The 13,234-nt window shown below is 43.8% G+C and carries 10 protein-coding genes; 5 read left to right on the top strand and 5 right to left on the bottom strand.

The genetic code is table 11. The features are described 5' to 3' along the window. Complete coding sequence (locus EQY75_RS04295) at positions 1–708, top strand: LytR/AlgR family response regulator transcription factor (RefSeq protein WP_129603178.1); 708 nt, start codon at positions 1–3, stop codon at positions 706–708. Between the two features lie 4 nt (positions 709–712). Here EQY75_RS04295 and EQY75_RS04290 read toward each other — a convergent pair whose 3' ends face one another. Further along, positions 713–2,779, bottom strand: coding sequence for a tetratricopeptide repeat protein (locus tag EQY75_RS04290; RefSeq protein WP_246019992.1), 2,067 nt, complete (start codon positions 2,777–2,779; stop codon positions 713–715). A 211-nt stretch (positions 2,780–2,990) separates the two neighbouring features. Here EQY75_RS04290 and EQY75_RS04285 point away from each other — a divergent pair, with 211 nt between their 5' ends. The 3 genes from EQY75_RS04285 to EQY75_RS04275 all read left to right on the top strand — a co-directional run bounded on the left by EQY75_RS04285 (position 2,991) and on the right by EQY75_RS04275 (position 5,976). After that, entirely contained in the window at positions 2,991–3,293 is a 303-nt protein-coding gene (locus EQY75_RS04285) for a hypothetical protein (protein WP_129603176.1), read from the top strand. Next, on the top strand, positions 3,280–4,518 hold the full coding sequence (locus tag EQY75_RS04280; RefSeq protein WP_129603174.1) for an MATE family efflux transporter: 1,239 nt from the start codon (positions 3,280–3,282) through the stop codon (positions 4,516–4,518). Before EQY75_RS04285 ends, EQY75_RS04280 begins: the two co-directional genes overlap by 14 nt. 222 nt (positions 4,519–4,740) lie before the next feature. Then, the gene (locus EQY75_RS04275; protein ID WP_129603172.1) at positions 4,741–5,976 is read left to right on the top strand and encodes a glycosyltransferase; all 1,236 of its coding nucleotides are present in this window, start codon (positions 4,741–4,743) and stop codon (positions 5,974–5,976) included. Between the two features lie 55 nt (positions 5,977–6,031). Here the strand turns inward: EQY75_RS04275 and EQY75_RS04270 are convergent, their stop codons facing one another. From EQY75_RS04270 to EQY75_RS14425, 4 genes are read right to left on the bottom strand one after another with little or no spacing between them, the layout of a single operon-like run. Continuing rightward, on the bottom strand, positions 6,032–7,564 hold the full coding sequence (locus EQY75_RS04270) for a cellulase family glycosylhydrolase (RefSeq protein ID WP_129603170.1): 1,533 nt from the start codon (positions 7,562–7,564) through the stop codon (positions 6,032–6,034). After that, positions 7,557–8,774: a hypothetical protein gene (locus tag EQY75_RS04265; RefSeq protein ID WP_129603168.1), complete on the bottom strand. Its 1,218-nt coding sequence runs from the start codon at positions 8,772–8,774 to the stop codon at positions 7,557–7,559. Before EQY75_RS04265 ends, EQY75_RS04270 begins: the two co-directional genes overlap by 8 nt. Then, a complete protein-coding gene (locus EQY75_RS04260) occupies positions 8,775–10,883 on the bottom strand; it encodes a hypothetical protein (protein ID WP_342774050.1) in 2,109 nt (702 codons plus the stop codon). It abuts the gene before it with no gap. After that, positions 10,850–11,860 (bottom strand): hypothetical protein, encoded by a 1,011-nt coding sequence (locus EQY75_RS14425; protein ID WP_342774049.1) that lies wholly within the window; start codon positions 11,858–11,860, stop codon positions 10,850–10,852. Before EQY75_RS14425 ends, EQY75_RS04260 begins: the two co-directional genes overlap by 34 nt. 219 nt (positions 11,861–12,079) lie before the next feature. On the opposite strand from EQY75_RS14425, the gene EQY75_RS04255 reads away from it, so the two are divergent. Continuing rightward, the gene (locus EQY75_RS04255) at positions 12,080–13,225 is read left to right on the top strand and encodes a response regulator (RefSeq protein WP_129603166.1); all 1,146 of its coding nucleotides are present in this window, start codon (positions 12,080–12,082) and stop codon (positions 13,223–13,225) included. The last annotated feature ends 9 nt before the right edge of the window (positions 13,226–13,234 follow it).

Genomic DNA, 13,234 nt, shown 5'->3' with positions numbered 1-13,234 from the left:
ATGACTTGTATAATCATAGACGATGAGGCAACCGCCAGGGCCATTGTTTCCCAATTATGTGCAAAGACACCTGAATTGGATGTCATCGAGGAGTTTTCCAATGCCATAGAAGCTATTAAATTCCTCAATCAGCAAAATATAGACCTCGTATTTCTAGACATCCATATGCCGGGATTTACGGGTATCGACTTTGTACAAACACTCAAGAATCCCCCTATGGTGGTTCTTACTACTTCCGATACTAATTTTGCTATTGAAGCCTACGAATACGAAGCTATTGTAGACTATCTGGTGAAACCTATCAGTAAGGAACGCTTTGCCAAATCGATTCAGAAAGTGAAAAATTCTATGGCATCACAACCTGCGACTCAGGCTGATTTCGGATCTGCAGGTACGGGGGAAGAACTCTATATCAATATAGACAGGCGCCTTATCAAACTCAAATTTGATGATATTTTGTTCATCGAGGCAAAAGGAGATTATATTGAGGTAAAGACCACAAAAGAAGACTATAGGGTACACAATACGTTGAAGAAGATAAGGGAGAAACTACCCGCTGAGCTCTTCTTGCAGATCCACAGGTCTTATATCATCAATTTTACAAAGATTATTGATATAGAGGACAATAGTGTCCTAATCGAAAAGAATGTGATCCCCATCAGCAGATCGAACCGTCCAGAATTAATGCGCAGGTTAAACCTGCTTTAAGCACCTACAGCCTGGCCAATAGCTTTTTGTAGAACAGTGGCGCCTCAGTGAGTTTCCATTGCACCTTGAATCCAATTTCTGTGAATTCGAAGCCAGTGGCCGTGGCTGAAGCGATGTTGCTGTACTTTCCATAAAGCTCTATATCCAGCCTCTTGGCAAACTGATGTTTGAAACCACCTTCCAGTCGGAATACAGCCGATGAATGATCATCCTCCACCTTCTGAGATCCTGCTGCCCCGTTAAAATAATATGAGGTCTTTTCCGAGAAAGAACCTCGCACATCCCCGAATATTTCAACGGCCTGATATTTTTCCGGACTGAAATAGATGGTTGGAAGTTGTTCTGAAAAGGAAATGTACTGATAGTTAATACCGACTTTTACCGCTGGTATCTTAAAAAGGTTGTAGTAGAGGGAGCTGAAAATAAGATTGCGCGTATTCCCGTCGGTTTGAATGGTGTGCATGGCCTGGGTATACCATCCGAGGTCGAAGGTAGTCCCGAGATTGTAATTCAAGCCAAAATGATTCATCACGATCTCCCGTTCAATAAGGTCGGCATTAAAATTCTGCACTTCCCGCTGATAGCCCAACTCCAGATTCTGAAGCTTAAGCGGTTTCATTTGCAGGCGCAGGTCTAAAATGGGTTGTGCATAATTACGGTCGTCAAAACCGGCAAAGTTGAATCCTGCCACAGCTTTGAGTTTAGTATTAGGCATAATTTTATACGATATCCCCCCAAGCAGAATATGAGAAAGGGCCTGGTTTGAGGTCAGGGTGTTCTCTGTATTTCTGTACGTATAAGATAGTGTGGACCTGAATTTGGTCGAGAACGGGATCTTAGCACTAACCTGATTCCCGTAGGCAATATTGTTCCCATTGTCGAACGTGTAAAAGGCCCTTGCCTCTGTTGTAGGAATATGCAATCCATTGATCTTTTCCACCAACCCTTGTGCATCGGATTGGCCCGGGAAGACAGACAATGTCTTAAAAGCAGCTCTGTATGCCGGGATGATCTCGTCTGAGGCAAACAGGGCATTAGCTTTACCCAGATTTCCGTCAAATGAAGTGCTGTCTATTGCCAGAATATCGTCGTACTCTTCAATACTTACCCCAAAATCTGCAGTGTACATCCCGAGGGTGGCCCTTAGAGCTTTCACCCACGGCTCTTTGGAATGGACTTGCTCAAGGCTGTCAATCTGTGTTTTTGCCTTCCCATAGCTCGAATTCCAGATCAGGGACTGAACATATCTCTCCCGGGTCTGGTTCTTCAGCATATCATCATGGATCAGTTGTGCCTTTTCCAAAGCCTGGGCAGCCAGCGACAAGGCTCTTCGGTCATTCTTTCCAATATGTTCTGCCAGGGACATTCCGTTAAGTGCCCGTACCGAATCTGATTTGGTGGTCGCCATTACAATATATGTATCCTTAGCCTTATTTACTTCTTTCAGTATCAGATAGAGATTGGCAAGGCTGATAAGGGTCTCCTTGTCTTTTGGAAAGTCTGAAAAGTTTTCTTTCAACAGTTCCTCAGCTTTGGAATAGTTTTTCTTTTTTATCAACCCATCGGCATATCCCAGCCTGATATACTTCCTGGAAACCATTGCACTGCTGTTCGTTGAATCGAGGCTGATAGTTTTGTTGATCCATTCAAGGGCTTCGGGATACTCCTTAAGATTGCCAAGGGTATTCGCATAACCCAAGTGTACTGCAAATGAGTCTGGATACAAATCCAAAAGGGATTCGTAAAGGGGTCTTGCCTTTTCATACTGTCCATCCCACAAAAAAGCCTCATTATAATTGACAGCGATCTCAAAATCCTGGGGGTATTGCCCCTTCAGACCTTCGAAGTGTTCGATCGCCTTTTTAGGTTCTCCGCTGAGCCCTACCGCCCTTCCATAGCAGATCAGGGCTGTTTTGTTTGAGGGTTCTTTTTGCAGATAGGCGTCGAAAAAGGTTTCGGCTTTTTCAAAATCTCCGTTTTCCAGGAGTTTGAAGCCTTCATCCATCAACTGCTGTCCCAAAGCAGACTGGAAAATAAACAGGGCAACAAACATTAATCTTTTAGCATTCATAGGTTAAGTATTTTGATATAAAAGGAATACCCTTTTCTATCGTATTCTTTGGTGATGTAAAGGTACGGCGGTAGCTGCCGCACCGGAAGGGCTACTTTGTCCATTCGTCTACAGCAAACTGCCATCCATCTAAACCGCCCGAAATAAAACGTCAGTTCGATGGATCTTTGACCTCAGAAGTTCAAAAATTTATTAAGTAAAATATTTAGTTATGGCTTTATTGATCAAAGAGAATAATGAGATGATTGAGGTCTGGGGACATTTAAATGCCCAGAACATGAACAGCCTCAGCAGCCATCTGGATCTCTCCAGAAGAAGAAAGGATTTTCTGCTTCTCTCGTTGGATAATATCAAGAGTATTGAACCTACTTGTACTAAAATCCTTGAACAGGAATACTGTACCACAGCGGCATTAAATAAAGTACTCACCATCATCGGACAAGAGAATGTTTCTGTGAAGCAGGTAATGCAACAAACCAAAACAACTTATATCCTCAGCAATGACCGCATTTAAACTTTTACTAAAGAAAGTCAGTCCCGAACAACTCTTTATGGGTAGTGTTCTCCTTGTAAATGGGGGCAACTACCTCTACAATCTTTTATTGGGACGACTGTTGGGACCTGAGGCTTACGCAGATGCTGCTCTACTGGTAACACTGCTACTTGTTTTGTCATTTCTTGGAATGACATTCCAGCTGGCCACAACCAAATTTGCAGTCATTTTTTCAGGTAGTGACTGGGAGAGTTTCCGAATTAGAACCTATAAACAGGCCATCACCGTAGGGATAGTTGTGGCCGGCGTTTTTATTTATTTTGCAAAAGACCTGCAGTTGTTGTTTCGCACAGAATCCCCTTATATGTTTGTTGCCCTTGGATTTGGTATTCCCCTGTATTTTGTGATGAGTGTTAATCGCGGAACCTACCAGGGTCATCAGAACTTCAATCTGCTATCCATCACCTACCAGACAGAGATGTGGAGCCGTTTGCTCATTACCCTGGCATTTGTATTGTTTTGCCCCTGGGATCCGGCTATCTCCGTGGCTATGGGGATCGCATTTTCCTTCCTCTTTGGATTGATCCCTTCAAATTTTAAGGGGATTTCTATTGCCAGACCGTCCCTACTCGACAAGAAATACACCAGGCGTGTCAACCGATTTGTGATCCTAACCCTGGGCTATGAAATTACTCAGATCATTATCAACAATAGCGATGTGTTGATGGTGAAGCATTATTTTGAAGCTAATGAAGCCGGATTATACGCTTCGCTGGCCCTTATCGGGAGAGTGGTATATTTTGTGGCATGGATGTTCGTAATGCTACTGTTACCTGTTGTGGTTCAGAAAGAAAAGAATGGGGAGGCCACTACGCCTATCTTGTTTAAGTATGTAGGATATGTCATCCTGCTTTCCTTATCGATTATTACGGCCTGCTATCTGTTCCCTGAACTCATTATTCAACTTATGTTCGGAGATGCTTATTTATCTATGGCTGAGCTCCTGTGGCAGTATGCCCTGGCAACATCGCTTTTTGCCATAGGGAACATCTTTACCTACTATTTCTTATCCCTGGATAGATATATCCCAGTGGTTATTTCAGGAATACTAGGACTTTCACAGATCGCTGCAATTAGTGTGTTTCACACCACCCTGGAACAAGTTGTCCAGGTTCAGATCGGGATCATGCTCTTGCTTTTGGGTTCGCAATTGCTATTCTTTTTTCTGAAGAAAAGAGGCCTGTAATAAATCCATTATCAGAGAAGAGGACCAGTTGTGCTAATTGCCACTGGTCCTTTTTTGTTTAAAGCAAAATCTCCTCTAATACTCTTTAGTATTGCCATTTTCCTTTTACCGACAGGGATTTTCCATTCGTCTACAGTTAGCGTGTCCTTACCCCTTAAGGCCAATAATTACGGGAGTTTTGAAGGATATTTGCCCTGTAAATAACAATATAAATCTTAACCTATGAAACTTGCTATTGTAACTGCCTATCCTCCCAGTAAAGTAACACTGACGGAATACGGCTACCACCTGGTAAAACACTTTCGTCTTCAGGACGAAGTAACCGAAATCGTTTTGATCACTGACCGAACTACGGAAGAGAAAGATCTCTCTTTTGAAGGCAAAGGTTGTAAGATCACCGTGAAGGAGGCCTGGGATTTCAACAATTATTTAAATCTGTTCGGAATTTTAAAAGCTGTAAGACAATCCAGGCCAGACGCTGTTCTATTCAATCTCCAGTTCCTGAAGTTCGGAGATAAGAAAGTCCCTGCAGCCTTAGGCTTATTAGCTCCTTTCTTTTGTAAGATACAGGGTATACCAACCATTTCCCTGATCCATAACATTCTGGAACAGGTTGACCTGAAAAATGCCGGGATCACTCAGAACAAGATACTTCAGAAAGTCTACAATTTCATTGGAGGCATGCTAACGCGATTTGTTCTTGCCTCGGATGTTGTTGCTGTAACGATTAGTAAATATGTTACTATTCTCGAGAAAAAGTACAAGGCTCGCAATATTGCCCTGATCCCTCACGGATCCTTTGAAACTCCTCCGGAACCGGATTACAGTTTGCCTGCAGGACCTAAACAGGTTATGGCTTTTGGAAAATTCGGAACCTATAAACGAGTGGAGATCCTGATTGAAGCTGTGGAATTGATCCGAAAGCGCAGTTCAGAAGATATCGAGATCGTAATCGCAGGTACGGATAGCCCTAATACACCCGGCTATTTAAATGAAATGGCCGAAAAATACGCCCATGTTTCACAACTGAAGTTCACTGACTATGTTGCCGAAGAGGATGTTCCCCGTATTTTTGGTGAAAGCGCTGTAGCTGTTTTTCCTTACACGTCTACTACCGGAAGTTCTGGTGTATTGCACCAGGCAGGAAGCTATGGTAAAGCGGTAGCTCTTCCTGATCTTGGTGACCTTGGGATTCTTGTAAGAGAAGAAGGTTATACCGGTGAATTTTTTGAGCCCGGTAATACCGCTTCATTGGCCAATGCCATAGAAAGGATATTAGTGGATGACTCGTACAGAATAAGCCTGGGACAAACCAATTACAAAGCTGCATGCTCCCTGCCTATGTCAGACATCACTCAAATGTATACAGATTACTTTAAGGCGATCAAATACAAAAAGCTACCGACCTTTTCTCCTGTGCATATCGGAGAAAACGAGATGGTAGTAAAAACAGACTAAACTTTTTTGGTTAGGTTAAGTGGAAATGGGTGTTGTTCATGTAACGGCGCCCATTTTATTTTTTTTGTGTCATCTCCATAATCTCATAAGCAGGTTTAATCCTTCCATCATTGCCGATGATTCCATAACTCTTTTGAGGTGCTCGTCTCCAGGGGAATCGTCCCACTACTTCCACCGGGATATTTTCAAAATCGTAAAGGGTCCAGGAAAGAAATGAAATATTATCCTTTTCGAAATGAGAAACCATTTTGGAATAATAATTAGCCTGATCTTCTTCGGAACCTGTAAAGGCATTCCAGATGCCGCTGTAGGATGAAATCCCGAATTCACTAATCATTACGGGCTTATTATTAATATGGCTGCGCAATTCAGAAAGGGACGGCGCAAACATTTCGGGTGATTCATAAAAGTGATAGGAGATAATGTCGAGTTGTTCAGCCAGGTTATTCGCGGCATTGGCAGAAGACCAGCCAATGGTTACCGGGTGATCCGGATCGATCTTCTTTATTTGCCTGATCATCTCTTCCAGCCAGGCCAATACCCCAGCTTTTCCTCGGGACTCAAAATCGAGATCAGGTTCATTTTTAATATCCCAACCCAATAAAGCAGGATGCTCCTTAAAAGAACTTATGATGGTTTCTGCGTGCCTGTGTGTCCTGTTCCAGTCCATAAGATCATAATCTCCGTAAAAGTCGAACAAGGTCACCAATATCAAGAGATCTGCTTCTGCCGCCAGATCGAACACCTTCTTTAGTTTGTCAAGTTTTTCCTCATTGATTTCAGCTTCTCCAAAATCCTGATACGGAATAAAAATACGCACCGTATTCAGTCCCATTTGATTGATCTTCTGAAAGTCGGCTTCAATCGTATCTTCATTAAAATCTACGCCAAAAGTATCCCAGGGGTTTTGTGCAGGGTAATAGTTTACACCTTTCAGATCCTTTAAATTTCCGGAGCTGACAACGCTTTGATTCGAGATATTTTCTTCCGGTGTTTCGATCTCCTCAAAATGCCTGATCCTCCAGAAGCCGTCCTCCAGAAGCATCAGCACTCGATAGGAATTTATCTGCCGGGCGGTATGGAGTTTTTCTTCGCCTTGCCAAACCTCATTAAACGATTCAACATCCTGATCTGTGAAGACTACCAGTTTGCCATCCGAGCTGTAAAATTCGAGCTTGGGATGATGCGCCAGGGTAGTTTGCTTTACCGTTGTCCCACTGGTCCTGTTAAATTCCAGAATCCGCTTTAATTTTACGCGCATACTATCTGTAAAATAGTCATCCAGACCATAGGGGTCATTGCTCGCAAAGGCCACATTTCTCACATACCATGACCGCAGATAATCTTTTTGAATATCGAGCAGGGTTTGTTGTTCCATGGGCCTGCCCTCATTTTCCAATTCTTCCCATTCCATCCTTGGCTGATAATTATCCTCTGCCCCGGCGGTGAGATGGAGGATAGAGGCTTTATCTGCACCCGAATTCATATAGACCCAAATTGCGCCAATCCCGAATAGAATCGCAGCATTGATCCCCACAAAAGCTAGGAGCAACAAGGCCCTGTATAGATTCTTATTACGGCTATTCATCCTTGATTTCAATTTTAAGTTCACGAACCGTTCCCCCCAGGTCTACCTCCACTTGATAGGATCCTGGGTCGAATTCTGCAGAGTTGAGACTTATTTCGCCATAACCTTCCGAGAGAACCTCGCTAAATTCACTCACATGCTTACCCTGGTCATCAAACAGATTTATAAGCATCTTCATCCCGTCGGGTTGGATCTGTTCCAGGAAACCGTTAACCGGCCCTATACTGATGGTTTTGATTTCACCATCCCAATCCAATTGGAAAGAATGGATGACGGAAAGAAAATTTAATGTGATGACATTACTTTCTGCCGCGCCGGCTACTTTACCCTGTACCTTCCATTCCTCAGCCCTCTCCGGGTGAAGCAACCTGGCTTTGGCAATTCCGTTGATTGTACTCCCATGGGTTTTCAGGATGTTCCCTGCTAAATTTGTGATCAGGAAGGTAACCAATGTCCCATCGCTTACAATATTGCCAAAACGGTCGCGGAGCACGGACGTGCTGAAGTTGACCACCTGATTGCCGTCCGCATAATTGTGGTTTCGGTCAAAGAAGATCTCAAAATCAGCTGGAACAGCAGCATGGGAATCTACCGTCAATTCTTTGGAGGTACTTGCATCTGAGGTAACAGCTAAAAAGATTCGGGAGGCCTTTTCCCCGGAAAAGAAGCGTTGCCAGCCAATTAGCCTATTCGTTTTAACAGGATATTTTTCCCTGAGATCTGTGATCTGCTTATTTATCATTATTTCTGTACCATCCGCTAACGGATTGTCATAAACATCGGTAGGGACGGAAACCAGCATGCTGTGATCGGTTCCTCCTACATAGATGTTCCCCGGACCCAGATAGGTCTCAATCATGGCATTGGGTTGAGCCTGGGTTATTTTTATTTCACCTGACAAATGGATTGAATCATCAACTAATACAATCCATCGGCAAGGCCCGGTCTTATTTGAATAGGATGCAGGAAGAAGAAAAGTCAACTTACCGCCTTCCCTGTTGCCATCAACCAAGCTTTGTCCTAATGAATTGCTCATCAGTAATTTGGGCTTTTTCTCCCCATCCATTTCGAATCTAAAAACAACATCCTGGCCAGCAACAGCAGTTTCAGGAATTTCAAGGGGAGTAATAGAAATATCCTTGTCTGGGTTGCCCTTCTCAGAACAACTCATCACCATAGCGCCAATTAATATGTAGATCACATACCTCATCTATTTCGGATTACCTATGAAATGGTCAAGCTCTATTTTTATAAATTCGAATGAATTACGGGGCAAGGCTTGCAGGAATTCCTTTTTGTAATCCCGCCGCCCCTCCTGGAATATTTTATGGGATATTTCAGCATTGGGGAGTCCGTTTACAAAACAATTGGCCATATTCCTGGAAATGACCTCGGTTTTGGACAAATCCGGTAGTGGATGACTGAATTCCTGCTTCCTTTGAACGCGAATCCCTTCCTCAATAAAGCTATGGTCTACCCATAAAAGGTTTTGATCCTTATCATAATAGGAAACCAGTACCTGAGGTACCGTTACTTCCTGCACTCCGGCATTAAAAAGTGTTCCATGAAGTTCTTGGTCATAAACATCCAGCTGTTGCAGGGCTACTTCCTTATATAGATCCGTGATAGCTACATTAGCAGCACACTGCAGGTTAAATTTTAGGGGCAGCTCTTTTAGATTGACAGGGCTGAATTGAGCAGGATCAAAGGTTGACGGCATCTCCTCCTCTTGCTCCCTCCAGGCGATCTTTTCGAAATTGATCCTGAAAGAGGTGACCTCCTTTGGCATCAGCTTGTGTTTGATGTGATACTTGGCGTTGTATGCCGTAAGCGCCGTGTCCTCCTCGTTGTATAAGGTGGCCTGCAGGGTGACATCGGCCGGGACTCGGTCCAGATTCTGTATTTCCCCGATGATGGCATATTGATCCCCGTTCTTTATCAGACTAGCCGAAAGTACCTCCAGAACAGGCTGCTCAAGCACATCCTCGTTGTAGGTTTGCTGAGTTGTAATTTTCCGCCTTCCATGGTTATAAAAACTTGTTGTGTTTGAGGTCAGAAACTGATCCGGGGGAATATCCCTTTGCGGAGGATTTGGGATGAGGTACCAACTACTTCCTTCTTTGACCAGCCCGCGTGATTCCGATTTCCTGATAGTTTCCAAAGGTGTGATCCAGACGGTGTGTACTGCTGCCCTGGCCATACGGTCTGAGGAAGAAACCAGCTCCACGCCTATCGAGTCCAGTTTAGCATAGGAACTCAAGAGGCCGTCCGTAACAGAGACTTCCAGCATATACTGATCCAGAGAAACTCCTGAAGAGGGTGCCAGGTAGGAATGTGCCTTATCAAATTCCTTAAAATCGAGGGCATCGTAATACGCCCTGACCACATTTTCGGGGGATCTCTGTGCTTTGTTCTCCAGGTAGAACTTATATCCACCATAGGCCAGGATCAATAAAACGAGTAAAGCCCATAGCTGATTTAGATTAATCAGGCCGGGGCGAAATTGATTTGGCTTATTCCAGGAGTACATATAAGCGGGCTCCGGGAGTGGTCTATGCTTAGTAGCCCTGAACCAGAGCAGGCGGATATTCAGGAAGAATGCGAGTAAAACCGTCAGGACAGGGATGGTTCCCCACATGATTTTGAGATAGGAAGGCACATCTTCCTTGGGTATGATCGCCGGCAATGGCGGAACATTCAGTCGCTCCCAGACCATTATACCGTTTTCTAGTTGTTGCAATCGCTGCCATCCACAGAAATAGAGAATTGGGTCATAGAATTTATCGTTGGAAAAAATGTACTTCAGATTGTATTTCTCCGGGACGGTGAGAAATTGCTGCAGGGAACCTATCCCTTCTACTCCCCTGAATTTTGAATTTTCCAGTCTTTCAATGGCCTTGGTAGTCAGCTCTGGAAGTCGTCTTGCCGAATGGTAATTCCCATCTACCGTCATGGCGTTGGTTTGTGCGGCTAACCAGGCCATCTGATCCCCAAATCCCAGAGTGAGATATCGCCAATGATCATGCATATCCTGGTTCAGGAAATTGACTATGGGAAGCATTTTGATCTTCTGGGGCTGTGACGGTCTGAAATAGCCGAGACTCATGGTGAAAATGACCATAAACAGTATTCCTCCCACCAATAACCCACCTAAGAGGCGGTGATAGATTGATCCATATCGTTTTTTAAGGCTCTCCTTTAGGTCACCTTCAACCAGGCGGTATAAAAACTCCGCAAAAACCGGCAGTGCCATTATAGTAGCCCATAGGGTAAATCGATCCAGGGTCAGGATATTAAAGGCAGTATCCCCAAGCAACATTCTGGGTAGAGGCGTAGTCCCCCTGTTCCCAACAGAGTAAGGATACTGAACGAAACACCGAAGAAGAGATATCGTTTGCTGTAAAACCTGTAATAGATGTAGGGTAAAAGAAATAATAATATTCCCCAAGGAATGAGAAAAAATACGAGTCCGGAAGAGGTCACTTCCAGAAAGTTATCCCTGGAACCATGGGGAATGGGAACCTGGGTGATAGGATTTTGCTTCGAATTGATCCAATACGGCAGGATGCACACGATAATGAGGACTAAAGATCCCATTCCAAAGCTCACGATTCTCCAAAAGAGCTTTCTAAAGGAGGTCAGAAATACCTTAAATGTGATTTGTCTGGCGTTTTCCACGCCTTCCCGCGCTTCATCCATAATAGCCATCCCAATCAGGGGAAAAATAAAAAATACCATCCCAAAGATGGGGGTGACGTGGTGCGAGGTTACGGTGACCGCGATAAGGGATAAGGCCATCAGCAGTTTCACACCCCGGCCTGTCCTTATCCATTCATAAATCTCCGGTAAGGCATGCAATAAGACCGAAAGTCCAATAATGCTTGGCAACTGCCCGAATACATGGAGGGTTTCTATAAATGTAGAAGAGCCAACAGCTAATAAAGCTGTATAACCAGCTATATGCCTATTTCCGGTTAACAGCAGGCCAAAGCGATACGCTCCGGTGATAAAAAGAACGATCCCGGCCAGGGCTACTGAGTAAAGGCCAAACTTAAGTCCGCCTAGAAACGAAAAAAGCGCCATCATCTGATGCGCCAGCGGGGGGTAGCCCATTACCGTAAACCCCGTATACCAGCGATATTCCCAGGGTTCCCACCATTGAGAGGCGTAATGATCTGCGAAAAATAAATGAATAAGCGCGTCATAAGTTGACTCCAGTGTAAAGAACAAGGCCGAACCATGAAACGCGAGCCCAATTACAAGGGCAAGCAACAATAACAAATTTGTTTGCTTCATTTCTAATTCCTGTAGGAAAATATAACATTATAAAGGTAGATATATTGTGGTATTAGGCCATTATCGATCACAGATACAAGGCCTCCATTCACCTACAGAAAATCGTCATTCATCTCTTCAGCCTCATTTTGGAGAGCAGGTCGGGCTACATTTGATTCAGAAATCAGATAAAATAAACTCTGAATTCGCTTAACCAAATAAGAATTTAATACTTAACCTATGAAAATTTTAGCCATTGACGACCAGCAACTCATCTTGCTGTCTGTAGAAAAAAAACTTGCCGAATTGGGATTCGAAGTCAGGATCGCCGATACCGGAGAAAAAGGGATTGCCCTATATGATGAGTTTAATCCAGACCTGGTCATTGTAGATATCAACATGCCGGGTATGAGCGGACTTGATGTAGTAAAGTATATCAGGATCTCTAAGTCTGATGACACCCCTGTTCTTGTTTTATCAGGAAATACAGATGAAAAGATCATCGTTGACGGATTTGACCTGGGCATAAATGATTATATGAAGAAGCCGGTGAGCCTCAATGAGATGGCAGCACGGATCGATCGTATTCTCGGAATGTGTACCCTCCCAGCCGGGGAAAGATCTGCTCAAAACAACCAGGTTCTGCAAAAGTATTGTGTGGGAATCGTGATTCCGTGTTACAACGAGGAAGAACGACTTTCGAGTGCTGTATTCCAGAAATTCGCTACTGAAAATCTGGGATACCACCTTTGTTTTGTAAATGACGGGAGTACTGATAACACTCTTGAGGTCTTAAATGAACTCCGAAAGGGAAATGAAGATACCATCAGCGTTTATAATTGTGAGAAAAATGGTGGTAAGGCCGAAGCTGTTCGGCAGGGGATACTGCATTTGTCAAAGGACCCGCAATACGACTATTTAGGATATCTTGATGCGGACCTTTCTACCGATTTCAGAGATTTCGATGAATTGGTGAAGACCCTTGAAAATTCTGAATTTAAGATCGTAAGTGGATCCCGGATCAGCAGAATGGGTGCTGATATCACCAAGGAATCTGCGCGCAAGATCATCAGCAAGACCATCAATATGATCATTCAGACCATACTTGGGATGCCTTTTAAGGATACTCAGTGTGGAGCCAAGATCATGAAAAGCGATATGGTAGCCCCTATCTTTGAGAAAAAGTTTATTACCCGCTGGTTGTTTGACGTGGAGATCTTTATGCGAATGAAGAAATTCTACGGGAAAGACCAGGCCAGGAAGCTCATTTGTGAGCAACCTTTAAAACGATGGATACATGCTGATGGGTCTAAACTTTCCATGAAAGACTCTGTCAAGATTATCGGGCAACTTGGACAAATCGCCTTTCATTACAATCGAGCATAAGGTAAACCA

It is taken from the genome of Muriicola soli (assembly GCF_004139715.1).
Taxonomy (GTDB): domain Bacteria; phylum Bacteroidota; class Bacteroidia; order Flavobacteriales; family Flavobacteriaceae; genus Muriicola; species Muriicola soli.
This window is presented reverse-complemented; position numbering and strand designations above follow the sequence as displayed.